22 protein-coding genes and 1 riboswitch are annotated in these 23,397 nt (G+C 68.1%); of the genes, 13 read left to right on the top strand and 9 right to left on the bottom strand.

Annotated features, from left to right (window positions below):
* Positions 1-15 precede the first annotated feature (15 nt).
* A complete protein-coding gene (locus tag AC3WQY_RS10845; protein WP_492708216.1) occupies positions 16-666 on the top strand; it encodes a gamma-glutamylcyclotransferase in 651 nt (216 codons plus the stop codon).
* Positions 667-737: 71 nt separating this feature from the next.
* Here the strand turns inward: AC3WQY_RS10845 and AC3WQY_RS10840 are convergent, their stop codons facing one another.
* A complete protein-coding gene (locus AC3WQY_RS10840) occupies positions 738-1,316 on the bottom strand; it encodes a nucleotidyltransferase family protein (protein WP_285232110.1) in 579 nt (192 codons plus the stop codon).
* Between the two features lie 222 nt (positions 1,317-1,538).
* Here AC3WQY_RS10840 and pdxH point away from each other — a divergent pair, with 222 nt between their 5' ends.
* Positions 1,539-2,180 (top strand): pyridoxamine 5'-phosphate oxidase, encoded by a 642-nt coding sequence (gene pdxH, locus AC3WQY_RS10835; RefSeq protein ID WP_285232109.1) that lies wholly within the window; start codon positions 1,539-1,541, stop codon positions 2,178-2,180.
* Between the two features lie 18 nt (positions 2,181-2,198).
* Here pdxH and AC3WQY_RS10830 read toward each other — a convergent pair whose 3' ends face one another.
* The 7 genes from AC3WQY_RS10830 to AC3WQY_RS10800 all read right to left on the bottom strand — a co-directional run bounded on the left by AC3WQY_RS10830 (position 2,199) and on the right by AC3WQY_RS10800 (position 11,532).
* Complete coding sequence (locus AC3WQY_RS10830; RefSeq protein ID WP_492708213.1) at positions 2,199-4,226, bottom strand: TonB-dependent receptor; 2,028 nt, start codon at positions 4,224-4,226, stop codon at positions 2,199-2,201.
* Between the two features lie 98 nt (positions 4,227-4,324).
* Complete coding sequence (locus AC3WQY_RS10825; protein ID WP_285232107.1) at positions 4,325-4,693, bottom strand: hypothetical protein; 369 nt, start codon at positions 4,691-4,693, stop codon at positions 4,325-4,327.
* Between the two features lie 5 nt (positions 4,694-4,698).
* Positions 4,699-5,214: a DUF3299 domain-containing protein gene (locus AC3WQY_RS10820; RefSeq protein ID WP_285232106.1), complete on the bottom strand. Its 516-nt coding sequence runs from the start codon at positions 5,212-5,214 to the stop codon at positions 4,699-4,701.
* A gap of 78 nt (positions 5,215-5,292) precedes the next feature.
* Positions 5,293-6,489: an ABC transporter permease gene (locus tag AC3WQY_RS10815; RefSeq protein ID WP_285232105.1), complete on the bottom strand. Its 1,197-nt coding sequence runs from the start codon at positions 6,487-6,489 to the stop codon at positions 5,293-5,295.
* Complete coding sequence (locus tag AC3WQY_RS10810; RefSeq protein ID WP_285235638.1) at positions 6,486-7,142, bottom strand: ATP-binding cassette domain-containing protein; 657 nt, start codon at positions 7,140-7,142, stop codon at positions 6,486-6,488. The genes AC3WQY_RS10815 and AC3WQY_RS10810 overlap by 4 nt, the downstream gene beginning before the upstream one ends.
* Before the next feature lie 13 nt (positions 7,143-7,155).
* Positions 7,156-7,701, bottom strand: coding sequence for a peptide-methionine (S)-S-oxide reductase MsrA (gene msrA / locus AC3WQY_RS10805; RefSeq protein ID WP_285232104.1), 546 nt, complete (start codon positions 7,699-7,701; stop codon positions 7,156-7,158).
* Positions 7,702-7,773: 72 nt separating this feature from the next.
* Positions 7,774-11,532 carry a DUF748 domain-containing protein gene (locus tag AC3WQY_RS10800; RefSeq protein ID WP_492708210.1) on the bottom strand — a complete coding sequence of 1,253 codons (3,759 nt, stop codon included), beginning with the start codon at positions 11,530-11,532 and terminating at the stop codon, positions 7,774-7,776.
* Positions 11,533-11,600: 68 nt separating this feature from the next.
* On the opposite strand from AC3WQY_RS10800, the gene AC3WQY_RS10795 reads away from it, so the two are divergent.
* On the top strand, positions 11,601-12,407 hold the full coding sequence (locus tag AC3WQY_RS10795; protein WP_492708208.1) for a YdcF family protein: 807 nt from the start codon (positions 11,601-11,603) through the stop codon (positions 12,405-12,407).
* Positions 12,408-12,610: 203 nt separating this feature from the next.
* On the opposite strand, the gene AC3WQY_RS10790 is transcribed toward AC3WQY_RS10795, so the two are convergent.
* Positions 12,611-14,182, bottom strand: coding sequence for a UbiD family decarboxylase (locus AC3WQY_RS10790; protein ID WP_492708206.1), 1,572 nt, complete (start codon positions 14,180-14,182; stop codon positions 12,611-12,613).
* A gap of 265 nt (positions 14,183-14,447) precedes the next feature.
* Between AC3WQY_RS10790 and AC3WQY_RS10785 the strand changes: the two genes are divergently transcribed.
* The 10 genes from AC3WQY_RS10785 to ribD all read left to right on the top strand — a co-directional run bounded on the left by AC3WQY_RS10785 (position 14,448) and on the right by ribD (position 23,344).
* A complete protein-coding gene (locus AC3WQY_RS10785) occupies positions 14,448-15,266 on the top strand; it encodes a lytic transglycosylase domain-containing protein (RefSeq protein ID WP_492708204.1) in 819 nt (272 codons plus the stop codon).
* A 54-nt stretch (positions 15,267-15,320) separates the two neighbouring features.
* Positions 15,321-15,455, top strand: a riboswitch (ZMP/ZTP riboswitch).
* 57 nt (positions 15,456-15,512) lie between these two features.
* Positions 15,513-16,760 (top strand): serine hydroxymethyltransferase, encoded by a 1,248-nt coding sequence (gene glyA / locus AC3WQY_RS10780; protein ID WP_492708202.1) that lies wholly within the window; start codon positions 15,513-15,515, stop codon positions 16,758-16,760.
* Between the two features lie 21 nt (positions 16,761-16,781).
* Positions 16,782-17,225: a transcriptional regulator NrdR gene (gene nrdR, locus AC3WQY_RS10775; RefSeq protein WP_285232098.1), complete on the top strand. Its 444-nt coding sequence runs from the start codon at positions 16,782-16,784 to the stop codon at positions 17,223-17,225.
* A 93-nt stretch (positions 17,226-17,318) separates the two neighbouring features.
* On the top strand, positions 17,319-17,879 hold the full coding sequence (locus tag AC3WQY_RS10770; protein WP_492708199.1) for a GspH/FimT family pseudopilin: 561 nt from the start codon (positions 17,319-17,321) through the stop codon (positions 17,877-17,879).
* Between the two features lie 104 nt (positions 17,880-17,983).
* Positions 17,984-18,454 carry a type IV pilin protein gene (locus tag AC3WQY_RS10765; RefSeq protein ID WP_492708197.1) on the top strand — a complete coding sequence of 157 codons (471 nt, stop codon included), beginning with the start codon at positions 17,984-17,986 and terminating at the stop codon, positions 18,452-18,454.
* A complete protein-coding gene (locus AC3WQY_RS10760) occupies positions 18,451-18,999 on the top strand; it encodes a prepilin-type N-terminal cleavage/methylation domain-containing protein (protein ID WP_492708195.1) in 549 nt (182 codons plus the stop codon). The genes AC3WQY_RS10765 and AC3WQY_RS10760 overlap by 4 nt, the downstream gene beginning before the upstream one ends.
* A complete protein-coding gene (locus tag AC3WQY_RS10755) occupies positions 18,990-19,694 on the top strand; it encodes a PilW family protein (RefSeq protein WP_492708193.1) in 705 nt (234 codons plus the stop codon). Before AC3WQY_RS10760 ends, AC3WQY_RS10755 begins: the two co-directional genes overlap by 10 nt.
* A gap of 4 nt (positions 19,695-19,698) precedes the next feature.
* The gene (locus AC3WQY_RS10750; protein ID WP_492708191.1) at positions 19,699-20,976 is read left to right on the top strand and encodes a pilus assembly PilX family protein; all 1,278 of its coding nucleotides are present in this window, start codon (positions 19,699-19,701) and stop codon (positions 20,974-20,976) included.
* A 5-nt stretch (positions 20,977-20,981) separates the two neighbouring features.
* Positions 20,982-22,154 carry a prepilin-type N-terminal cleavage/methylation domain-containing protein gene (locus AC3WQY_RS10745; protein ID WP_492708189.1) on the top strand — a complete coding sequence of 391 codons (1,173 nt, stop codon included), beginning with the start codon at positions 20,982-20,984 and terminating at the stop codon, positions 22,152-22,154.
* Between the two features lie 53 nt (positions 22,155-22,207).
* The gene (gene ribD, locus AC3WQY_RS10740; RefSeq protein ID WP_492708187.1) at positions 22,208-23,344 is read left to right on the top strand and encodes a bifunctional diaminohydroxyphosphoribosylaminopyrimidine deaminase/5-amino-6-(5-phosphoribosylamino)uracil reductase RibD; all 1,137 of its coding nucleotides are present in this window, start codon (positions 22,208-22,210) and stop codon (positions 23,342-23,344) included.
* Positions 23,345-23,397 lie beyond the last annotated feature (53 nt).

Here is a 23,397-nt window from a genome sequence, read left to right as displayed (position 1 = left end):
GGCAGCATGAGCGTCATGTCCTCAAGCACCGCCGACCCCAGCGCCCTGGCCGATCTCCTGCACGCCCTGCCCCCGCGCAGCCAGCGGCTGCTGGCGCTGGCCAGCCAGCAATGGGACCGCCGGCGCGGCCTGTTGGTATTCGCCTACGGATCGCTGATCTGGAAACCCGGCTTCAGCGCGCTGGAGCGCTGGCCCGCCGCCGTGCATGGCTACCACCGCGCGCTGCGCCTGCGCTCGCTGGTGAACCGCGGCAGCCGCACCCAGCCGGGCCTGGTGCTGACCCTGCTGTCGGGCGGCAGCTGCCGCGGCCTGCTCTACCGCGTGGCGCCGGCGCACAGCCAGCAGGTCCTGGAAGCGCTGTGGGCGCGCGAGATGGTGGTGGGCTCCTACGACCCGCGCTGGCTGGATTGCCGCACGCCGGCGGGCAGCTTCAAGGGCCTGAGCTTCACGCTCTCGCGCAAGAGCCCCGGCTATGTGGGCGCGATCGCCGATGCGGAGCTGCTGCACATCCTGCGCCACGCGCAGGGGCGCTATGGCAGCACGTTGGACTATCTGGCGCGCTCGGTCGCCGGCCTGCGCGAGCACGGCATCCACGACCATGAAATGGAACGCCAGCTGGCGCTGGCGATGGCGCATGGGCTGCTGCCGGCCGGCGTTCTCAAGTAAACGAAGGGCCGCTCCCGAGTTTGCTTGACCCCCTCGGGGGGCCTGACGCGCAGCGGCAGGTTTGGGGGCCTTCAGGAAGCGCCGGTGGGTTGACTGGCCGCGTGGGCGCGCACGCGCGCCAGGTCCTCATCGGTATCGACATCCAGCAGCACGCCGGGGTCGTCCAGATCCACCGCCTGGGCCGGATAGCGCGCCACCAGGCGGCGCGCGCCCTCGTCGCCCTGCAACCCCACCAGCTCGGAATAGAGCTCGGCGCTGAAACCCACCGGATGGCCGCGCTGGCCGCGGTACTGCGCATAGGCCACTGGGTACTGCTCGAGCGCCTGTGCCACCGCCACCATGCTGCTGGCACGCAGCATCGGCATATCGCCCGGCACGATCAGCCAGCCGTCGGCGTCGCCGGTGGCGCTGACACCGGCCGCAATCGAAAAGCCCATGCCGAGCGGATTGGGCTGGCCGCGCGCATTCAGCTCGGGCACCAGCACCACCTCGCGTGCCGCGACCATGCGTTTCACGCTGGGCTCCAGCGCAGCCGTGGTCACCACCACCACGCGCATGCCGCTGGCAATGGCCTGGCCGATGGTGCGGGCCAGCACGGTCTCGTCGCCCAGGGATTGCTCCAGCTTGTGCCCTGCGCCGCGAAAACGCATGCCGCGTCCCGCCGCAAGCACGACGACTGCAGGTCGCCGCTTTGTCATCTGGATCGTCCTTCCATCTACCCCTCGACCACCCGCATTCGTTCAAACGTCTTCTGTACAAGCCCGCGGGCGTATCTCCTGCGGCAAGCATGCCCGCCGCCCCCTGCAGGGCCTAGTGGTAACTTCACTTAAGGCTTTCTACCGTCACCGGTTGCGGGGACGGATACTAGAGGCATGAGTCAAAAGCTATCCGACCTGCGCAAGAGCTACGAACGCGCCGAACTCGACGAATCCACCCTGGCCCAGGCGCCGCTGGAGCAGTTCCGGCGCTGGCTCACCGAAGCCCTGGCGGCCGAGGTGCCGGAGCCCAATGCGATGACGGTGGCCACCGTGGGCGCGGATGGGCGACCCTCCACACGGGTGGTGCTGATCAAGGACTATGACGCCCGCGGCATCGTCTGGTACACGAATTACGACAGCCGCAAGGGCCGCGAGCTGGCCGCGCACCCCTTTGCCGCGCTGCAGTTCCATTGGGTGGAGCTGGAGCGGGTGGTGCGCATCGAGGGCCGCGTGGAACGCGTCAGCGCCGCCGAGTCCGATGCCTATTACGCCAGCCGGCCGCTCGATTCGCGCCTGGGCGCCTGGGCCTCGCCGCAAAGCCAGGTGATCAGCTCGCGCGCGGTGCTGGTGGCCAATGCCGCCAAGGCCGCCGTCCAACATGGGCTCAGCCCGGCGCGGCCGCCGCACTGGGGCGGCTTCCGCCTGGTGCCCGACAGCTGGGAGTTCTGGCAGGGGCGCAAGTCGCGCCTGCACGACCGGCTGCGCTACCGCCTGCAGGCGGATGGCAGCTGGTTGCAGGAGCGCCTGGCTCCCTGATCGAGCCCGGCGCGCCGCTCAGAAGCGCACTTGCAGCCCGGTGTGGATGCTGCGCCCCGGCAGCGGTGCCAGCGCGCGGATGGTGGCAATGCTGCTGGCGCTGTAGGCAAGCTTGTCGCCCAGATTGTCGAGCTTGAGGTACCAGAGCGCGTCCAGATCGCCGTAGCGCAGCTGGCGCGCCAGGCTCAGGCGCAGCAGGCCGTAGCCGGCGGTGGGCTGATCCAGGGCCGGCACGCGGCTTTGGCGCGCGGCCAGGCGCCAGTCCAGCTTCAGGCTCCAGGGGCCCCGCTGGGCATCCAGCGTCAGGCCGGCGCGCAGCGGTGCCAGGCGCGGCAGCGGCTGGCCATGGCTGAGGTCTTCGCCGCGCACCGCGTCGAGCTGCGCCGCCAGGCCCAGCTGCCAGGCGGCCAGCGCGGGCAGCGCATGCTTGAACTCGAGCTCGAAGCCGCGCAGGCGCGCGCGCACGCCCTGGTACTGGTACACCGGCAAGACCTGACCCCCGACCTCCTCGCTGGCACCGGTGGCCGCCAGCGCCAGGTAGTTGCCGAAGCGGGTTTCGTAGAGCTGCGCCGAGAAACTGTTGGCACCCTCGGCCCAGCGCAGGCCCAGCTCGCCGGCGTTGGCACTCTCCAGCGCGAGCGCGCTGTCGCCGCGCTCGAAGGCGCCGGTGGCCACATGCTGGCCATTGGCAAAGAGCTCGTAATACATCGGTGCGCGCTGGCTGCGGTTAAGGTTGGCGCTGAGCGTCCAGCCCGGCCGCAGTTCGAGGCTGCCGCTCAGCGAGAAGCTGTGCGGCCTGAAGCGGCGCGTCGCGGCGGCGCCGAACCTGGGCTCGGCGGCCGCGCCCGTGTCCGCATCGCCGTCCGAGGCGACGCGCACGCGCTCCGCGCGCAGGCCCAGCGCGATGCCGGCGGCGCCGAACTTGGCCTGCTCCAGCACGAAGGCCGCGTCCGCGGCGGTATGCGTGGCCGGCACCAGGGCCTCCTCGCCCAGCGCCGAGAAGTCGGACCGCTCGGCCTGCAGACCCAGCACGCCATGCCAGGCGCCCAGCGGCGCATGCGCGGCCTCGACGCGGGCATCGGTGCCGCGGCTCTTGAAGGTGGTGCCCACCGCGCCGTCGCCCTCCACTTCCTGGTGCTCGTAGCGCGAGCGGCTCAGCTGCCACTGCAGCTTGCGCAGCGGGCCGTCGGCCACACGCCATTCACCGGCGCTGGCGATGCGCTGGCGCTGCATGCGCACCGTCACATCGGGCTCGACGGTGACGCCGTAATCCTGCCGGTAGTCGTCCAGCGCCAGGCCGGCATAGCCCTGGGGCTGGACCCAGGAGGCACCCAGCGCGGCGCTGTGGCTGTCGCTGGCGGAGTTGCGCACATGGTCGGACCAGCCCGCCTCCGCGTTGCCGAAGCGCGGCACCGACAGGTCGCCGGCGCGGCGGCCCGAGACATCGGCATGCCAGGCCAGGCTGTCGGCGCCGCCGTCCAGCACCAGCGCGGCATTGCGCTCGCGGGCGGCGCCACCCAGGCGCAATTCGGCCGCGCCGCCCAGGCCGGGCTGGGCCAGGCGCGGGATGCGGTTGTCCAGGGTGTTGACCACCCCGCCGATGGCATTGCCGCCATAGAGCAAGGCGGCGGCGCCGCGCAGCACCTCGATGCGATCGATCACCAGCGGATCGACTGGCACGGCATGGTCGAAGCTGAGGCTGGAGGCGTCCACCGAGGCGCCCGAGTTGTTGAGCATGCGCACGCGGTCGCCGTCCAGGCCGCGGATGCTGGGGCGGTTGGAATTGGGGCCGAAATAGGTGGAGGCCACGCCGCTCAGGCCCTCCAGGCTCTCGCCCAGGCTGGCGCCGCGGCTGAGCACCAGGGCATCGCCGCTGAGCACATGGTTGGCCGGCGCCAGCTCCTGGCTGCCGAGCGGATTGCCGGTCACCACCACGGTGCTGAGGCGTTCCTTGTCGGCCGCCGCGCCCTGCGCCGACGCGGCATGGGGATAGATGGCGGCCAGGGCCAGGGCCAGCAGGCCAGGCCGGAAATTGAGAATGGGCATATGAAGAGACACTCGATGAGACGCCCGGGCAGGCCGGCGCGCGCGGGCCTGCATGGGCGACGCCACCCGGGCGGGCCGGGCGGAACCTGGGCTAAGGCTCAGGCGAGTGCGGGCGGGCCGCGCGCCGCGCGCGACCAATGGCGCTGCAGCGGGCTTGCCGCCGGCGCCCGCGCCGCCGGGACGGCGGGCGCATCAAGGACCAGGGCCGGCGCCGCATGGGCGCACAGCAGGTCGAACTGGGTGAACTGGTCGAACAGCTGGCAATCGGCACTGCCGATCTTGTGACCCAGGCTTTCGCCCGCCACCGCCGCGGCCAGCTGCACCGTCTTGGCCAGCGCGGGCATGTGCACCGTGCGGTGCCACAGGCCCAGGCCCTGCAAGGCCAGCAGGCTGATGGCGCAGCACCAGGCCAGCCACTGCGCACGCAGGCGCGATGACCGGGGATGGTGTTGCGGCTGCTGCGGCATGCGCCTCAGTTGCCTTGCTGCTGCGCGTCGCTGACGCGGTAGTACATGCCGTAAGGGTCGTCGCTGAGCACCGCCATCGTGCCCTCCACCACCACCGGCTCGAGCGTGTAGCGCACCGGATTCTTGCTGCGCACCTCCACCAGGCCCTCGGGGCCGGCGGGCACGCAGAAGGAACAGCTGGTGGGCACCGAGGAGAGCAGGAAATGGCGCTGCTTGTCACCGGGCTCCAGCGGCAGCATGAAGCCCTGCACCTTGACCTTCTGCTTGTCCAGCGCCTGCACCGAGCCCGGGAAGGTCGGCACGAGGCGGTTCTTCTCGGCCTTGGTCGTCACCGAGGACAGCAACTGCCAGGCAACGATGCCCTCGCGCTCCTGCAGGGGCTTGAAGGGGCTGCGCGGGTCGTGATAGCCGGGGCCCTGGCCGATGGCGGGGCTCTGCGCCTGCGCTCCCGCCATGCCCTGCATCAGGGCCAGCGTCAGGGCTAGGACAGCGACGATCGAAAAGCAGCGTCTGGAATTCATGGATACATCCTCACGACCTCATTGTGCCTTGTTGCCGCTACGGCCGCCGCGGCGGCTGAACGGGGGGCGAACAGGAACTTAGCGCGGGCTCTGCAGCAGCTCGGTGACGTCGAGGCGGAAGGCGCGCCAGGCCGGCCAGGCCGCACTCGCCAGCGCCAGCAGCAGGGCCAGGCCCGGCACCGCCCATTCCCAGGCACTCCACCAGGCGCCGCCAAGGCGCAGCGATTGCTGCTCGGCCAGCAGCAGGCCCAGGCCTTCGGCCAAGGCATGGCCCAGCGCCAGCCCCAGGCCGCTGGCAAGCAGCGCCAGCCAGACGGCCTCCAGGCTCACCAGGGCCGCCACCCGCCAGGCCGGCGCGCCCAGCATGCGCAGCATGGCCAGATCGCCCTGCCGCTCGCGCACCGCGCTCAGCAGGCCCACCAACACCGACAGCGCCGAGGCCAGCAGCAAGACGATGGCGAAACCGCGCAAGACCTCGGCGCCCACGCCCAGCATGCGGAACAGGCGCGCGGTTTCCAGCGCCGGTGCGGCCGCCTGCAGCCCCGGCTGTGCATTCACCCAGCGCGGCAGGCTCACCGCCGCCAGCGGGCTGCGGTAGCTCAGCAGCAGCATGGTGATCTCGCGCTCATCCACCGCGTTCGCTTCTTCCGCGTCTCCCTCATGCCCGTGCAGCGCCCAGACCGAGGCCAGATCGGTCAGCACCAGGCGATCCAGCACGCTGCCCGTGGCCTTCAGCACGCCCACCACCTGGTAGGGCCGCTGGGCATGGGCCTCGCCCTCGCTGCCCAGGCCATGGCTGCCGGCAAAGCGGTCGCCCACGCGCAGCCCGGTCCGGCGCGCCACCTCGGCGCCCAGCACCGCCTGCAGCGGCTGCTGCCACAGTGCGCCCTGCGCCAGCTCGGCCTGGTATTGGGCCAGGTAGTCGGGCTCGGTGCCAACGATGCGGTAGCCGCGCAGGCTGTCGCCCAGCGCAAGCGGAATGGCGCGCGCCACCAGCGGCTGGGCGCGCAGTTGCGTCAATGTCTGTAGGGGGATGTTGCCGGTCGGCACATCGAGGTGGAACACGCCCGCCAGCATGATCTGCATCGGGCTGCCCTTGGCGCCCACCACCAGGTCGATGCCGGCCAGGTCGCGCCGCAGCCCGGCCTCCAGCTGCTCGCTGCACAGCATCACGAAACTCATCGCCGCCAGCCCCAGGCTCAGCAGCGCCAGGTTCAGCAGGCTGGCCAGCGGCCGCGACCAGAGATAGCGCCAGGCCAGCGCCGCCAGCCTCATGCCGATACTCCTGCGAGGCGCAGCGTCTGCAGGCCCGGCAAGGCGGCCATCATGCTGGCCACGCGGGCGTCGTGGGTGGCCAGCACCAGGCTCAGGCCCTCCTGCTCGGCCGACTGGGCCAGCAGGTTTAACACCGCCGCGGCGGCGGCGTCATCCAGGTTGGCGGTGGGTTCGTCGGCCAGCAGCAGGCGCGGCTGGCGCAACAACGCACGCGCCAGCGCCACGCGCTGCGCCTGGCCCACGCTGAGCTGGTGCGGGCGCCGCTGCGCCAGCGCGGCAATGCCCAGCCGCGCCAACAGGCTGGCGGTGCGCGCCGCGTCGGGCGGCAGGCCGGCCGCCACATAGGGCATCGCCAGGTTCTCCCGCACGCTCAGGCTGCTGCTGAGGTGCAGGCGCTGCGGCACAAAGCCCAGCTGCCGGCCGCGCCAGGCATCGCGCGCGCGGGCGCTGAGCGTCCCCAGCTCGGTGCCGGCCACGCGCAGCTCGCCCTCGCTTGCGCTCAGCAGCCCGGCCAGCAGGGCCAGCAAGGTGCTCTTGCCGCAACCCGAGGGGCCCTGCAGCAGCAGGTGGCCGCCGGCGGGCAAGCACAGGTCGGGAAAGCCGAGCCGCGCGCCCCCGGCATAGGCGTAGGCCAGCCGCCTGGTCTCGATCATCATGCGCGCGGCCTCAGGAAGCGCGGCGCACCAGGCGGGCAAAGGTGGCGAGGAATTTATCCACCTTGGCGGCCACCACGAAGGCGCAGTAGCCCTGGTCGGGATGGCGCGCGTAGTAATGCTGGTGATAGGCCTCGGCGGGCCAGTAGTTGCGCTCGGGCTGCAGCTCGGTGACGGCACGGCCGTGATGCAGATGCTGCACCTCGTCCAGCACCTCGCGCGCCAGCTGTTCCTGCGCGGCGTTGTGGAAGTAGATGCCCGAGCGGTACTGCGTGCCGACGTCGGCACCCTGGCTGTTCAGCGTGGTCGGGTCGTGGATCACGAAGAAAATTTCCAGGATCTCGCGCAGGCTGATCTGCTGCGTGTCGAAGCGCACCCGCACCACCTCGGCATGGCCGGTGGAGCCCGAGCAGACCTGCTCGTACGCGGGCTGCTGGGCATGGCCATTGCTGTAGCCCGACTCGACGCCCAGCACGCCCTGCACGCGTTCGTACACGGCCTCCAGACACCAGAAGCAGCCACCACCCAGGGTGATGAGTTGTTCGCCGTCGTCGTTCATGGAATTAGCGGCATGGCCCACGTTGCAGGATCTCCATTCAGGTTGCCGGGCAGCATAGCCCGGCATGAGCGCTCATTGTGCGGCCAGCGTCAGGTCCGCGTGCGGCATCCAGGATTTGGCTTCGCCACCCGCCTCGGCCTTCTCTTCGGCAGCAACCAGCTTGGGCGAGGCCACGAACAAGCGCTCGTTGGGCACGCCGCGCGCGATCAATGCGTCGCGCACCGCCACGCCGCGCTCCAGCGCCAGCTGGCGCAGCAGTTCGGGCGTGACCTTGTGGTCGGCCGCCAGCAGCGCGCGCATCTCGGCCGGCGGGATGTCCTTGGCCAGGCCGATCACATTGCGCGGCTTGCCCGGCAGCTTGGCGGCACCATAGACCTGCTTGAGCAGGCGCTGGCGCTCGGCCTCGCTGAGGCTGATGCTGCCGCTCTCGGCGTCGGCCTGGGCCTGGGCGGTCTGCTGGCGCTGCAGCTCGCGGCGCCGCTCCTGCACCAGCAGCTGCTCCACATGCAGCTGCTGCATGGCCTGGCTTTCGGCGGCCGGATTGGCGTAGGCGGTGACGGTGAGGTTGAGCTGCGGGCGGTCCAGCAGGGCACGCGCCAGCTTGTCTAGCGCCGGCGCGGCGGCCTCGGCCAGGCGCGGCGCGCCGGGAACGAATTCCACCTGGCTCAGATCCGGCCCGCCGCCGCCCGCGAGCAGCGAGAACGGCGCCGTCAGCGCCTTGCCGAGCAGGTTCAGGATCAGCTTGAACACCAGGCCGCCGACGCTGAATTGCGGATCGTTGATCGAGCCGCTAATGGGCAGGTTGACGTCGATCACGCCATGCCTGTCCTTCAACAGGGCCACCGCCAGCAGCACCGGCAGCTTGGTGGCGTCGGGGCTGTCGATGCGCTCGCCGAAGGTGAGCTGGTTCAGGATCACCTGGTTCTCGGCCTGCAGCGCCCCGCCCGGCTCGATGCGGTATTGCAGCCGGGTCGAGAGCTTGCCGCGCTCGATCGCGTAGCCCGCGTACTTGCCGGCATAGGGTGAGAGCGGCGCCAGCTCGATGTCGGTGGCGCTGGCCTTCAGGTCCATGGTGGGCGGCGAGACGCCGGGGTTGATGCGCCCGCTGATGTCCAGCAGGCCGGTGCCGGCCACGCGCCCCTTCAGGTTGAGCTCGGCCATCTCGCTGCGCTCCGAGCTGAAGGCGCCCAGAGCGCCATTCAGATCGCTCAGCTTGGCGCTGTAGTTGGGGCGGATAAAGCGGTCGCTGAAATCGACCCGGCCGTTCAACACGCGCGTCTGCGCCACGCTGATGACGGGCTTGCCCAGGCCCGCGGGCGCGCTCGCCGCGGCGGCGGCGGCCGAGGCGGCCGCGGATGCAGCGGCGGCCACCTCCGCCACCTGCTGGCGCTCGGCCGTGCCGAGGTCGCGCAGATTGAACTGGCCCTCCTCGTTGATGATGAGGCGCGCATAGAAGTCGCTCAGGCTGGCCTGCTCGACCTGCACGCGCGGCGCCTGGCCGGGCTGCAGCGCGAGCTTGAGCCCCGCCAGATTGAGTGCCTGCCAGTTCAGCAGGTCTTCGCCGAGCACGCGCTGCCCCTCGCGCAAGCGCGCCTGCTGCAGGCGCAGATCGCCCAGCAGCAGATCGCCATCCAGCTGGGCCTGCAGGCCCTCGGCAGCGCTGGCCAGGCTCAGCTGGGCCTTCAGGCCCAGCTCGGCATGCGCCAGGTGCAGGCCCAGCTGGGGATCCAGATAGGCGTCCAGCAGTTGCAGCGGCAGGCGCTCGGCGCGCAAAGCGCCTTGCAGCGCGAAGGGCTGCAAGCCCAGCTTGCCCCGCCAGCTGAGCCGGCCGCGCTCGGCGGGCTTGGCCGCGGAAGCGCCCAGCGGCGCCAGCGCCAGGCTCAGCGAGGCCGGCAGCTTGGGCGACTTGGCGTTGGCCGGCCAGGCCAGATCGGCCAGCTCCAGCTTCAATTCATCGACCAGGATGCCTTGCTCGGCGGCGGCATGCTCGTCCACCGGATGCGCCAGGGCATCCTGCAGGCTCACGCGCCCCTTGCTGAGCTGCAGGGCGCGGAGCTTGACGGCCCAGGGTGGTGGCGCTGTGGCAGGCGTTGCGGCCGAGGTAGCCGAGTTGGAGGAACTCGGGGCCGCCGCCCCGGCGGACAGCCAGGATTGCAGGTTCCAGCGCCCGTCGGCCGCCCGGCGCAGCGCCAGGCGCGGCTCCGCGATGCTCAGCTGACCCAGGCTGGCGCTGCGCTTGCCCAGGTCGAATTCAGCCTGGTCCAGCTGCACGGAGGCCCATTGCAGGCTGGGCACGGCGCGGGCCGCGGCGCCACCATCGGCGCGCTCCCAGGCCTTCAAGCCTTCCAGGCTCAGCTTGTTCAGCGTGAGGCTCGGCGCGACGCCAGCGCTGTCCCCGATGGGCCAGGCCAGGTGTGCCTCGGCCTGCGCCAGGCCCTGCAATTTGAGCGGCGAGAGGGCCGCCGTATAGGGCGCGAACCAGCCCAGTTGCAGGCCTTGCAGCGCGGCGTCGACATCCATACCCGCCGGGCGCAGGCGGCCCTGGGCGCTGAGGCGGGCCGTGTCGGCGGCGTTAGGGGGCGACAGCAGCGCCTGCAGTTCCAGGCTTGCCTCGCCGGCCAGCGGCCATTGCAGCTGCGCGAGCTTCAGATTCAGGTCCCGCAGGCCCAGCTCGGCCGCGGGCTTGCTGCTCTCGTCGCGCCAGCCGAGCTGCCCGCCGGCCAGGGTGAAGCGATCCAGCTGCAGGCGCCAGGGGCGATCGGTTGACGGGGCCGCCAGCGCTGCTGCGGGGACCGATGCAGGGGCCGATGCATCGGTCAGGCCAGGCAGGGCCAGCCGCCCGTCGGCGCGCCGGCGCAGCTGCAGCACCGGCGCCTGCCAGCTCAGCTCGGCCAGCTTGACGCTGCGCAGCAGCGGCTGCACATCGGCCAGTTGCAGCGTCAGCGCCTGCCATGCCAGCAGGGCTTGCTCGCCCTGCTGCAGCGCCAGGTCGCGGGTTCGGATGCTGCCGCTGATGGAGACGCTGGGCAGCTTCCCCTCGGGCTTGGCAAAGTTGACGGCGAGATCCGCCGCCACCAGGCCCTGGCTCAGGCTCACCGGCAAGGCCTTGGGCCAGTAGCCGCGATACGGCTTCAGGTCGAGCTCGTCCAGATGCAGCGTCAGCTGTGCGCTGCGCGTCTTGGCAAAGGGCTGGGCATCGGCCTTGTTCTGGAAGCGCACCCCGTTCAGCCGGCCGGACAGCAGCGGCTGCACATGCACCTCGACGTCGGTCTCCAGGGTGGAGATGAAGGGCAGGTGCAGGCGCAGCTCGCTCAAGGCATGCTGGCCGCCTGCCGGCACATCGTTCAGCAAGACCTGACCCTCGCTGAGCTGGATGTTGTAGAGCGCAACGCCCGACGACGATGACGCCTGGTCGGGCGTCGCGCTGGCACCGAAGCGCTGGATCAGGTCGTCGATGTCGTAGCGCCCCGGCGCCAGGCGACTCAGGCGCAGCACCGGCGCCTCGATCTGGAGCGAGGCCAGCACCGGGCTGAAATGCCAGATCGAGCGCAGCGAGAGCGCCGCATCCAGACGGCGCAGGCTCAAGAGCGGCGCATCGCTGCCGGCCGGGCCATCGATGCGCAGGCCGTTCAGCACCAGGCCGAGGCGCCAGGGTTCAAAGCGCGCCGACTCCAGGTGCACGGGCCGGCCCAGCATCTGGCTGGCCTGCTCGACGCCGCGGCTTTCAATCCAGCGCGGCAGGGCCCAGCTGAGCAGCAAAAGCAGGCCCAGCAAGGCCAGCGCCGCAGCGCCCAAGCGTTTCAACCAGAGGGCGCGTTTCGTCAGGGTCATGTGTGTCTTGATGGCGGGAGTCGACCACCATTATCCCGAGGCTACGCGGCTACGCGATACTGCCGGCAATGATTCTTGATGAAAGCCTCGGGGCCAGCCTGCGGAACCTGGCGCAAGCCCTCAGCCTGCCACCGGCGCCGCTGCTGCTGCTGATCTGGCTGGCTTGGTTGCTGCGGCAGCGCGCCCGCGCTTGGGCGAGCGTCTTGGTGGTCCTTGGTTTAGGCGGGGTCTGGCTGTCTTGTACCGAGGTGGGCGCCGTCGCGGTGACGCGCCTGCTGCTCGGGCCGCAAGCACCGGCGCTGCAATGGCCCCTGCCGGCGCCGGCCGACCCGCAGCTGGCGCAACACACCGCCATCCTGGTGCTGGGCGGCGGGGCGCGCCAGGATGTGCCCGAGGTTCGGTCGGGCTGGCTCAAGCCCCTCTCGATCGAACGGCTCAACTATGGCGCTTGGCTGGCCAAGCAGTCCCAGCTGCCGCTGGCATTCACGGGCGGCCTGAGTCGCCACAGCCAGCCGGGGGACAAGAGCGAGGCCGAGCTTGCCGAGGTCTATGCCCGCGAACTGTTGGGCCTACGGCTGCAGTGGCTCGAGAGCCAGGCGAAAGACACCCGAGACAATGCACGCTTCAGCGCCGCCCTGCTCAAGCCGACGGGCTTGCGCCGCCTGGTGCTGGTGACACATGCCCAGCATATGCCGCGCGCCCTGCATCACTTCCGCCTCGCCTTCGGTGAGCAGGTCGAACTGATCGCCGCTCCGGTGGGGCTGCGCGCCCCCGATGCCCCCATCGAACTGCTGGATTGCTTGCCATCCAGCGAAGGCCTGGCCAGGACACGCTATGCGGTGTACGAGTGGCTGGCACTGAGGCTGGGACATTGAGCGCCAGTACAGCCAGTACAAATAGAAACCCCTCCCAAGCCTGCGCCTGGAAGGGGTGGACGGCTGACGCCGCCGGTTGGGGCTCTACAGCTAGCTGCCGCAGGGCTCCTGGCGCGCAGAGACTGCGCCAGAGGTTTTGCCTGAAAAGGCCCTCCAACAGTAGGTGAGTGCCGCAGGGCTTTCAAGGCCAAGCGGCCCCTGGTTTATCCGGGCTTGACCTGGGTCGAATCGAACAGCTGCGCAAACAGATCGGCCGCGCGTGCTTCCACGGCCGCAGGCATGCTGATCGTCCGACCCCATTCGCGCGCCGTCTCGCCGGGCCATTTGTTGGTGGCATCCAAGCCCATCTTGCCGCCCAGGCCGCTCACCGGCGAGGCGAAGTCCAGGTAGTCGATCGGCGTCTGGTCCACCAGGGTGGTGTCGCGCACCGGATCCATGCGCGTGGTGATGGCCCAGATCACTTCCTTCCAGTCGCGGATATTGACGTCCTCGTCCACCACCACGATGAACTTGGTGTACATGAACTGGCGCAGGAAGCTCCAGAGCCCGAACATCAGGCGCTTGGCATGGCCCGGATAGGCCTTGCGGATCGAGATCACCGCCATGCGGTAGCTGCAACCCTCGGGCGGCAGGTAGAAGTCCACGATCTCGCTGAACTGCTTCTGCAGGATGGGCACGAACACCTCGTTGAGCGCCACGCCCAGCACGGCGGGTTCATCGGGCGGTTTGCCGGTATAGGTGGAGTGGTAGATGGGCTCGTGGCGCTGGGTCAGACGCTGCACCTCGAACACGGGGAACCAGTCCTGCTCGTTGTAGTAGCCGGTGTGGTCTCCAAACGGGCCTTCCAGCGCGTGCAGATAGCCGTTCAGCTCCTTCAGCGGGATGCCGTCCTCGCTCTGCCCGACATAGCCTTTGGGCGCTGCCGGGATATGCCCCTCCAGCACGATCTCGGCGCTGGCGGGCACTTGCAGCAGGCGCCCGGCCTCGCCAACCGAGGTGTTCACCAATTCGGTACGGCCCCCTCGCAGCAGGCCGGCAAACTGGTACTCGGACAGGCTGTCGGGCACCGGCGTGACCGCGCCCAGGATGGTGGCCGGATCGGCACCCAGGGCAACCGCGATCGGGAAGGCCTGGCCGGGATTGGCACGGCCGAAATCGCGAAAATCCAGCGCGCCTCCGCGGTGCGCCAGCCAACGCATGATGAGCTGGCGCCTGCCGATGAGTTGCTGGCGGTAGATGCCCAGGTTCTGGCGCAGTCGCGCGTGCGGCACGGCCTGCGGGCCGCGCGTCACCACCAGGCCCCAGGTCAGCAGCGGCCCCACGTCGCCGGGCCAGCAGGTCTGGATCGGCAGGCGCTTCAGGTCCACGTCCGCCCCTTCGAACACCTCTTCCTGGCAGGCCGCATGCCGCACCAGCTGCGGTTTCATGTCCCACAGCGCCTTGGCCATTTGCAATAGCCGCCCCGCATCCTTGAGCCCCTTGGGCGGCTCGGGCTCCTTCAGGCTGGCCAGCACATGACCGACGTCGCGCAACTCGGCCAGGCTGTCGGCGCCCATGCCCAGCGCCACCCGTTTAGGGGTACCAAACAAATTGGCGAGAACCGGAATCGCATAGCCCTCGGGCCGCTCGAACAGCAAGGCAGGCCCTTCGGCGCGCAATACTCTGTCGCTCAAAGCGGTCATTTCAAGCTTGACCGACAGTTGCTGGTCGACTCGGCGCAATTCTCCGATGCGTTCCAGACCAGCCATGAAGTCGCGCAGATCTCTGTATTTCATAACAAATAGTAATTAGAGACCACAGCCATAAGCTTGACGGGTTATTTTTGCCACCTAGAATCCGCCCATTCCTGAGATCATTCAGGGATAACCCGTGTCTGCGAGTGTGGGAGCTTGCAGACGCCCCGCTGCCGATGGACGCCGAGCAGCAGCGCCTGGATCCGACCGGATCCGCGTTGCGACAAGCCGGCCCATTATCACTGTCGGGCAAACAGCCATGGCCGAGTGCCAGGGCTCGCCGCCGGACGGAGAAGAAAGGAGTCGCATGACAGCGCGTCAAAGTCTGATATCCCTGGCCCGCGATACCGGCACTGCCCTGTCCCTGTTCGTCAAGGACATCGGCCAGGGTCTGCTGGTGGTGAGCCACAACACGTTTGCCCTTTTGGGTTTTGCCTTGGTTGCTGCCTTGATGGTGTTCTACAGCCAGGCCGATCTGCGCCAGCGTCTGGAAGGCGAGGTCTTTGGCTGGCTGCATGCACGCCAGGAGGCCCGTGCCGAGGCCTCCGGCGACATGCTGAGCACGTTGGCCGAGCCTGACGCGATCGGCCGCGCCACCGCCACCGACCCCAAGGAACTGCCGCGTCAGCAGGCCGCCGTGGCCATGTGGCTGGCACGCCGCTACAAGGTGGCGCCCGAGCCCGTCAGCAGGCTGGTCAAGGAGGCTTTCGAGATCGGGCAGCGCGCCCATGTCGAACCGACGCTGATCCTGGCCATCATGGCCATCGAATCCGGCTTCAACCCGTTCGCGCAGAGCGCCGTGGGCGCCCAGGGCCTGATGCAGGTCATGACCCGGGTGCATGACGACAAGTACGAAGTCTTCGGCGGCAACCACGCCGCGTTCGACCCCATCACCAATCTGCGCGTCGGCGTGCAAGTGCTGAAGGAATGCATCCAGCGCGCCGGCGGTGTGGAGGAAGGTCTGCGCTATTACGTTGGTGCCGCCAACCTGCCGGACGACGCCGGCTATACCGGCCGCGTGCTGGCCGAGCACGAGCAGCTCAAGGCGGTGGCCAATGGCCGGCCGCCGGTTGCCAAGCCGGCAGCGCCGGCCGTGTCGGACGAGCGGATCGCGCTGGCACATTGATGCACTGTCCCACCCGGCGCAACCCTAATCCGCCGGGAATCGTCCGCTACACTGCAGCCTTCGCGCGACTGGCGATGAAGGCCGCTATACCCTGTTATGCCGGCCCGAGGTGGTTGACCACCGGGGAGCGCGAACTGCCATGGGCCCTGGTTCGTGTCAGCTTTTCCGCCGTTCGCCTGGGCAGCCTGCACCACGTCGTGACGTGGCCGCCGGGCTCCAACCCTAGAGTACAGCCAGCATCACACCATGTTTGACCGCAGCCTTTCGACTCTCGCCAACGTAGATCCCGACCTGTGGGCCGCCGTGCTGAATGAGAACCAGCGCCAGGAAGACCACATCGAGCTGATCGCCTCGGAGAACTACACCTCGCCCGCCGTCATGCAGGCGCAGGGCAGCCAGCTCACCAACAAGTACGCCGAGGGCTATCCCGGCAAGCGTTACTACGGCGGCTGCGAGTACGTGGACGTGGTGGAGCAACTGGCGATCGACCGCGTCAAGCAGTTGTTCGGCGCCGAGCACGCCAATGTGCAACCCAACTCGGGCTCGCAGGCCAACCAGGGCGTGTTCTTCGCCCTGCTGCAGCCGGGCGACACCATCATGGGCATGAGCCTGGCCGAAGGCGGCCACCTGACCCACGGCATGCCGCTGAACATGAGCGGCAAGTGGTTCAAGGTCGTCAGCTACGGCCTGACGGAGCAGGAAGACATCGATTACGACGCAATGGAGCGCCTGGCGCGCGAGCACAAGCCCAAGCTCATCATCGCCGGCGCCTCGGCCTTCAGCCTGCGCATCGATTTCGAGCGCTTTGCCAAGGTGGCCAAGGAGATCGGCGCCTATTTCATGGTGGACATGGCGCATTACGCCGGCCTGATCGCCGCGGGCGTCTACCCCAACCCGGTGCCGCATGCCGATGTGGTGACCTCCACCACCCACAAGAGCCTGCGCGGCCCGCGCGGCGGCATCATCCTGATGAAGGAGCATGTGGCCAAGCAGATCAACAGCGCGATCTTCCCCGGCATCCAGGGCGGCCCGCTGATGCATGTGATCGCTGGCAAGGCGGTGGCCTTCAAGGAGGCGCTCACGCCGGAATTCAAGACCTACCAGGAACAGGTGGTCAAGAACGCCAAGGTGCTGGCCGAGACCCTGATCGCGCGCGGCCTGCGCATCGTCTCCGGCGGTACCGAAAGCCACGTCATGCTGGTGGATCTGCGGCCCAAGGGCCTGACCGGCAAGGAGGCCGAGGCCCTGCTGGGCAAGGCCCACATGACCTGCAACAAGAACGGCATTCCCAACGATCCGCAAAAGCCCATGGTGACCAGCGGCATCCGCCTGGGCACGCCGGCCATGACGACGCGCGGCTTCAAGGAAGATCAGGTGCGCCAGACCGCGCACCTGATCGCCGATGTGCTGGACAAGCCGGGCGACGAGGCGAATCTGGAAGCCGTGCGCGCCAAGGTGGCCGCACTGACGCGTCAGTTCCCGGTCTACCGCTGAGCCAACGAGCCGCCCCGTCGCATGCGTTGCCCTTTCTGCGGACATCACGAAACCCAGGTTGCCGAGACCCGGGAGTCCGACGAGGGCGACGTGGTGCGTCGGCGGCGCCGCTGCCAGGGCTGCGAGAAACGCTTCACCACCTACGAACGGGCGGAAATCGCCATGCCCGCGGTGGTCAAGAAGGATGGCACGCGCGCCGAGTTCGATCCGAGCAAGGTGCGCGCCTCCATGCAACTGGCGCTGCGCAAGCGTCCGGTGAGCATTGAGCAGATCGATGCGGCCCTGGAGCGCATCCACGAAAAACTGCTCGCCAGCGGTGCCAAGGAAATCCCCTCCACCCGGCTGGGTGAGTTGGTGATGCGCGAGCTCAAGCGCATCGACAAAGTGGCCTATGTACGCTTTGCCTCGGTCTATCGCAGCTTCGAGGATGTGGACGAGTTCCGCCAGTTGATTCGCGAGATCTGAGCTTCGCCCCGCTCCCTCTTCGGTGTGAATGAAACACCGAACACGGCGAGCTAAGTTTTCAGCACCGCCAAGGCTTGAACGGCGAGGTGCTACATGAACGGCTCAAGACAGCAGCGACGCTCGGCCCCGTTGCGCAACTCCAGCGGTGTCTCCTTGCTGGAAATCTGCATCTGCCTCGCGATACTGTGCCTGCTGTCGCTGCCCGCGCTGCAAGCCATGAGGGCCTTGCGCGAGCGCAACCGTCTGCATGCAATTGCCTCGCAACTCTACGTGGACCTGCAATTAGCCCGCAGTGAATCGATACGCAGCGGCAACAGCATCCATCTTAGCTTTGCCGACACAGCCGAAGGCTCCTGCTATTGGATGCATATCGGCCAGACGACAGACTGCAGTTGCGACAACGCCGGCAAGGTCAGCTGTGGCGACGCGGGCGCATTGATTCGAGCCGCTTGGCTGCCCAGCAACGGTGCAATGAGCATACGCGCCAATGTCAACCGCATAACCTTCAAGGGTGAACAGGGCACGGCCAGCCCCGCCGGCACGATAGACGTGCGACTCAGGGACGGCGCCATGGTGCGGCACATCGTCAGCATCATGGGACGGATCAGGTCCTGTTCGCCGGATACCGACCGGGGCGCCCTGCCCCGCTGCTAAGCCCCCCCTCAAGCAAGGGGGGGTATGGATGAGCGGTGCGCCCGAGCTGACAGGCGGCGCCAATTCGTGCAGCTTGTCACGAGTCAACACCAAATAATCGGGCCGTGAGCAAGCAGCCCCCTTCCACGCAAAAATGGCATCGTGTAGCCACGGTTGAGGCTGGATTCACCCTGGTTGAACTGATGGTCACGCTGAGCATCTTGGTGATACTGGCCGTGGTCGCCCTACCCACCTACCGCCAGTACGTATCCAAAAGCCGCCGCGCCGATGCCTATTCCGCACTGGCCACGGTGCAGCAGGCGCAGGAGCGCTGGCGCGCCAACAAACCAGCCTACACAGACTCCATGGCGGAGTTGGGCCTGCTGGCCAACGCTGCAGCCAAACACTACGACATTGCCATCCAGAATGCGTCGGCAACGGGCTACACGCTTGTCGCCACGCCCCGCGCTGGCGGCCTGCAAACGGCAGACAGCGACTGCGCCAACCTGTCCATCACGATGAAGGGAGGCACGGCGAAGTACCAGGCCGTGGATGGATCCAGCGCGGATAGCTCGGACAAGTGTTGGCCCAAATGAGCGTACAACATCAACATCGCGGCGTCAGCCTCGTCGAGGTGATGGTGGCACTTGCCATCCTCGGCGTGCTGCTGGGCGTGGCGTGGCCGAATCTGGCCGATATGCTGTCGCGTTACCGCGTCGAGGCCGTCGCTGCCGAATTGCGCGCCAATCTCGCTTATGCACGCTCCGAGGCGGGGCTCAGAGCAACGGAATTGCAGCTTTGGTTTGGTCGTAATGCCAGCCAAAGCTGCTACACGGTGGCGATGTCCATCGGCCCGCTGGGCAGCTGTGACTGCACGCGCGCCCCGGCCTCGGCCTGCAACTTCCAGCAGACCGAGTCAAAAACGGTTGCGGTCGCAAGCCAGACCGGCGTGGAATTAAAGCCGCAGGCGGGCGACAAGATGAGGTTCAGCGGCCCCCAGCTGGCGCCAATTCCCAGCAACTTCGCTGTGCTGGTCCAGGGCAGGCGGGTCGGGCAATTGCTGATCAGCATGAATCCGCTCGGACGTATTGCCACCTGCTCGCCCGACCAGTCCATGCCAGGAGTTGCGCCATGTCAGTGAGACGCACGCTGCAGCACGGCATGACCTTGGTCGAACTCATGGTGGGTTTGGCCGTCGGCATGATCGTGGTCGCCGGTGCCGTGGTGATGGCCACCAGCCAGATCGGAGATCACAAACGTCTGGTGCTGGAAACGCAGGTGCAGCAGGACTTGCGCGCCGCCGCGGACATGATGTTGCGCGATATCCGGCGTGCCGGCGCCTGGAGTTCGGCGAGTACATCGGTATGGGCACCCAGCAACACTGCACCCAACAGCAATCCCTATGGCGGCCTGCGGGTGTTGCTCGACGGCGTTCCGGTTGTTACTGCAGGCAATGAGGTCACTTACGCGTATTCCGATGACAAGCTGAGTCATGCGCCGCCGGCGGTGTTGCCGCTGGCCGCCGAACAGCATGGCTTCCGGCTACGCAGTGGCAGGCTCGAATATCGCCTGGGGGGCAGCTACCAGCCATTGACGGATCCGGCCGTGCTAGAGGTGAGGGACTTTGCCGTCACGCTCAATACGCAAGCCGTTCCGCTGCCCGACTATTGTCTGTCCCCTTGCAATGGCTTGGCGAATTGCCCGCCCGCCCTGCAGGTGCACGACGTGCAAATCAGGATACGGGGGGTAGCCGCGCACGACGCGGCCGTCGACCGTACCCTGACGTTGAGCGCACGGGTGCGCAACGATGAAGTCATTACTGGGGCCTGCCCCTAATGCCATGAGCACCGTTCGTTTCCCTCGAGCCCCGGGCGCCAAGGCCCAGCAAGGTGCGGCCACGCTCGTCACCGTGATGGTGCTGTTCTTCGTGCTCGCCATGATGGCAGCCTATGCCAACCGCAACCTTGTGTTCGAGCAACGCATCGCCAGCAACTACTTCCGCTCCGGCGTTGCCGCCGAAGCGGCGGAATCTGGCATCGAGTGGGCAATCGCCATGCTCAATGGTGGAAATTTGAACGCCAGTTGCCAGGCCAGCGCGGCGGCGGGCACGAGTTTCAGGCAGCGCTATCTGACGGCCTTGTCCACACAAGGCTATGGTCCGGTACTGCCTGCGGTCAATTACAGCCGTGCCGGGTGCACGGCCAGTGGTGAAAACAGCTGGGACTGTCAATGTCCGGCCGTGGGGCCGGCCGCCAGCCCAGCTCGCGACAGCAGCATCCTGCAGCCCAGTTTTGGCGTGCGCTTTCCCGGCCTTGGCACGCAATCCAATATCGTGCTGCTCAACGTCATCGGCTGCAGCAGCCTGCTGTCCGATTGCGCGACCTTCAACCAAAACATGGTGGACAGCGCGGTGGGGCAGACCTCGGTCACCGTCGGGCTCGGTTTCCTGAGCGCCTTGCGCATGCCTCCAGCGAGCCCATTGGTGGCTGCGCTGGATGTCAACCTGGGCGCCAACCTGGGCCTGCACAACAGCGACCCGAGCACCAACGGGCTGGTGCTACAGACCGGTGGCCAGCTGCTGGGCAGCTCGGATCGGCTCACCAGCGTGCCGGGCACGCCGGCTTTGGATGCCATCGTCCAGCAAGACCCCAATCTGCTGCCTGCCAATATGTTCCGCATGTACTTCGGCATGTCGCTGGCCCGCTATCAGGGCCAACCCAATGTACGGACCGTGCAGTGCCCCGGCGATTGCGTGCCCCCAATTGGCGCAGCTGCCAATTCGGGCGCTGACGTCTTATGGGTGGACACCGCGGCCACCTTGGCCAGCAACCAGGTGATTGGCAGCGCCGCTGCCCCGGTGCTGATGATCGTGAACGGCAATCTGACCGTGACCGGCCCGATCCAGATCTATGGAGTCGTCTATGTGACGGGCAATGTGACTTGGACCAACGCCAGCGCCCTGCCCTCGCAATTGATAGGCGCCATGGTGACACAAGGAAGTTTCAGTGCCATCGGCCTGGTTGACCTGGCCTACGACCCTCAGGTCATTTCGATCCTGAACAAGCAACACGGCGCCTTTGTGCGCGTACCCGGCAGTTGGGCACCGACCTTCAACTGAGCAGCATGTCCAAATCCTCAGCACAACTCCAGCGCGGCGTGACCCTCATCGAGGCCATGGTGGCGGTGGTCGTGATGGCGTTCGGCATGGTTGCGCTCGCTGGCCTGCAGGCAAATTTCCGGCGCAGCGCCGATGTGGCCAAGCAGCGTGGTGAGGCGATACGCCTGTCGCAGCAGGATGTGGAGTTGCAGCGCGCGTTTTCCGAGTTGACGCTGCCCGCCAATCCCGCGTCGGGCGTGCGGGCCTTTGCCAGCATCGCCGATGGTGAAGACACCTTGTCCACGGGCACCAACACGAGCTTCTCGATCTCGCGCAAGGTCGCGGCGCTGCCGCAATACGGGGTGACCTCGGTCAACACAACGGTGCGCTGGAGCGATCGTACGGGCGCCCCCGTTGTGCTGCAGCTTGATTCCCTGGTGTCGCGCGTCGATCCTGCCCTTGCGGCATTCCTTCAGCAACCCGTTGAGGGTGCGCCGGCCCGCCGGCCGCTTGAGCGCAGCGCGCAGATCCCGACCGGTGCGAAGAATCTGGGCGATGGGAACAGCGCGTTCAAGCCGGCGAATGCCTCCGTGCTGGTCTGGGTGTTCAATAACCTGACCGGCATGATCACCGGCAAGTGCGACGTCAACAAGCCACTGGACGACATCGTGCTGGCCGATGTCGCCACCTGCAAGACCAACTTCATCGGCATGGGTTTCCTGGTAAGCGGCTTCGTACGCTTCTCCACCGGCCCCTTGGCCGACCCGGAGGCACCGGCTAGCTCGGCCCTGCCGATGGATGTGCAGATCGCCGTCACGGTTCCCTCCGACTATCTGACCCCTGCCTACGAATGTTTTGACAATGCCCCCGAGCTGGCAGGCGCGCAGAGCGTGGTGGCCTATTACTGTGTCGTCTACACGAAGGATGCCGCCACCACGACATGGTCGGGCCGGCTCAATCTGAGCGGCATCGCGCTGGGCGCCGGCAATTACCGCGTCTGCCGCTACAGCGCCGACTACGACGGCAACGGCACGATCGACAACACCGAGCATCCGGCCGACTACGTCAAGGTCAACAGCCCCCTGTCCAGGCAGAATTTCCTGGTGGTGAGCTATGCCAACAGCTGCCCCGCTGGGCAGCCCGCCGATCCCGCCAACGGCCGCTTCATCAACACCGCCACCGCCCAGCTGCAGCCCTGAGCGCGAGGGTGCTGCGGGACGGGGCGTCCAGCCAGCCCGGCTAGACTGCGCGCATGTCTGTGCAGAGCTTCCCCGATCACCACGTCAATGATGGCGATGCCATGGCCCACGCCCTGGCGCTCGCCGAGCTCGCCATCGGCCTGAGCGAGCCGAATCCGCGCGTGGGCTGCGTCATCACCGATGCGAAGGGCCTGGTGCTTGGGGTCGGGCACACCCAGGCGGCGGGCCAGGCCCACGCCGAGGTGATGGCGCTGCACGATCTGCAGGCGCGAGGCCACAGCGCGCTCGGCGCCACCGCCTATGTGACCCTGGAGCCCTGCTCGCACCATGGCCGCACCCCGCCCTGCTGCGATGCCCTGATCGCCGCGGGCCTGGCACGCGTGGTGGCGGCGGCCACCGACCCCAACCCCCTCGTCGCCGGCCAAGGCCTGGCGCGCCTGGCCGGCGCCGGCATCGCCGTCGAGCATGGCCTGCTGGCCGGGCCGGCGCGCGAGCTCAATATCGGCTTTTTCTCGCGCATGCTGCGCCGGCGCCCCTTCGTGCGCATGAAGCTCGCCGCCTCCCTGGACGGGCGCACCGCGCTCGAGAATGGTGTCAGCCAATGGATCACCGGGCCTGAGGCACGGCTGGACGGGCACCGCTGGCGCAAGCGCGCCGGTGCCGTCCTCACCGGCATCGGCACGGTGCGCGAGGATGACCCGCGCCTGGACGTGCGCGGAATCGACACCTATCTGCAGCCCCTGCGCGTGATCGTGGACGCACGCCTCGAGACCTCGCCGCAGGCGCGCATCCTGCAGCCGCCCGGCAAGGTCCTGCTGGCCTGCGGGCAGGTCGATCTGGATGGCCCCGCGGCGCGCGCCTTGCGCGACAGCGGCGCAGAAATCGTCGGCCTGCCCGGTCCGGCCGGCAAGGTCGACCTGCCCGCACTGCTGCTGCACCTGGGGCAGCGCGGCATCAACGAGCTGCACGTCGAGGCCGGCCACAAGCTGAATGCCTCGCTGCTGCGCGAGCGCCTGGTCGACGAGCTGCTGCTCTATCTGGCCCCCAAGCTGATCGGCCCCGGCCGCGATCTCGCCGCGCTGGACGCCCTGCAAAGCCTGGACGGCGTGCAGAGCTGGGATTGGCAGGCGGTCGACCGCGTCGGCAGCGACCTGCGCCTTCGCCTTCGGCCGATCGGTGGCTGGCATTAAGGTGGCTGGCACCAAGCCGCAGCCGTCGGCCGCGTCCCGGGCCGCCTACAATG

The organism is Roseateles sp. FW301-B2, from assembly GCF_058788955.1.
This window is presented reverse-complemented; position numbering and strand designations above follow the sequence as displayed.

What these genes read in the sequence shown, in the direction of transcription:
- AC3WQY_RS10845 (WP_492708216.1), top strand. Translation starts at nt 16, where the DNA reads ATGTCCTCAAGCACCGCCGACCCCAGCGCCCTGGCCGATCTCCTGCAC.
- AC3WQY_RS10840 (WP_285232110.1), bottom strand. Translation starts at nt 1,316, where the DNA reads ATGCGTTTTCGCGGCGCAGGGCACAAGCTGGAGCAATCCCTGGGCGAC.
- pdxH (WP_285232109.1), top strand. Translation starts at nt 1,539, where the DNA reads ATGAGTCAAAAGCTATCCGACCTGCGCAAGAGCTACGAACGCGCCGAA.
- AC3WQY_RS10830 (WP_492708213.1), bottom strand. Translation starts at nt 4,226, where the DNA reads ATGCCCATTCTCAATTTCCGGCCTGGCCTGCTGGCCCTGGCCCTGGCC.
- AC3WQY_RS10825 (WP_285232107.1), bottom strand. Translation starts at nt 4,693, where the DNA reads ATGCCGCAGCAGCCGCAACACCATCCCCGGTCATCGCGCCTGCGTGCG.
- AC3WQY_RS10820 (WP_285232106.1), bottom strand. Translation starts at nt 5,214, where the DNA reads ATGAATTCCAGACGCTGCTTTTCGATCGTCGCTGTCCTAGCCCTGACG.
- AC3WQY_RS10815 (WP_285232105.1), bottom strand. Translation starts at nt 6,489, where the DNA reads ATGAGGCTGGCGGCGCTGGCCTGGCGCTATCTCTGGTCGCGGCCGCTG.
- AC3WQY_RS10810 (WP_285235638.1), bottom strand. Translation starts at nt 7,142, where the DNA reads ATGATCGAGACCAGGCGGCTGGCCTACGCCTATGCCGGGGGCGCGCGG.
- msrA (WP_285232104.1), bottom strand. Translation starts at nt 7,701, where the DNA reads ATGAACGACGACGGCGAACAACTCATCACCCTGGGTGGTGGCTGCTTC.
- AC3WQY_RS10800 (WP_492708210.1), bottom strand. Translation starts at nt 11,532, where the DNA reads ATGACCCTGACGAAACGCGCCCTCTGGTTGAAACGCTTGGGCGCTGCG.
- AC3WQY_RS10795 (WP_492708208.1), top strand. Translation starts at nt 11,601, where the DNA reads ATGATTCTTGATGAAAGCCTCGGGGCCAGCCTGCGGAACCTGGCGCAA.
- AC3WQY_RS10790 (WP_492708206.1), bottom strand. Translation starts at nt 14,182, where the DNA reads ATGAAATACAGAGATCTGCGCGACTTCATGGCTGGTCTGGAACGCATC.
- AC3WQY_RS10785 (WP_492708204.1), top strand. Translation starts at nt 14,448, where the DNA reads ATGACAGCGCGTCAAAGTCTGATATCCCTGGCCCGCGATACCGGCACT.
- glyA (WP_492708202.1), top strand. Translation starts at nt 15,513, where the DNA reads ATGTTTGACCGCAGCCTTTCGACTCTCGCCAACGTAGATCCCGACCTG.
- nrdR (WP_285232098.1), top strand. Translation starts at nt 16,782, where the DNA reads ATGCGTTGCCCTTTCTGCGGACATCACGAAACCCAGGTTGCCGAGACC.
- AC3WQY_RS10770 (WP_492708199.1), top strand. Translation starts at nt 17,319, where the DNA reads ATGAACGGCTCAAGACAGCAGCGACGCTCGGCCCCGTTGCGCAACTCC.
- AC3WQY_RS10760 (WP_492708195.1), top strand. Translation starts at nt 18,451, where the DNA reads ATGAGCGTACAACATCAACATCGCGGCGTCAGCCTCGTCGAGGTGATG.
- AC3WQY_RS10755 (WP_492708193.1), top strand. Translation starts at nt 18,990, where the DNA reads ATGTCAGTGAGACGCACGCTGCAGCACGGCATGACCTTGGTCGAACTC.
- AC3WQY_RS10750 (WP_492708191.1), top strand. Translation starts at nt 19,699, where the DNA reads ATGAGCACCGTTCGTTTCCCTCGAGCCCCGGGCGCCAAGGCCCAGCAA.
- AC3WQY_RS10745 (WP_492708189.1), top strand. Translation starts at nt 20,982, where the DNA reads ATGTCCAAATCCTCAGCACAACTCCAGCGCGGCGTGACCCTCATCGAG.
- ribD (WP_492708187.1), top strand. Translation starts at nt 22,208, where the DNA reads ATGTCTGTGCAGAGCTTCCCCGATCACCACGTCAATGATGGCGATGCC.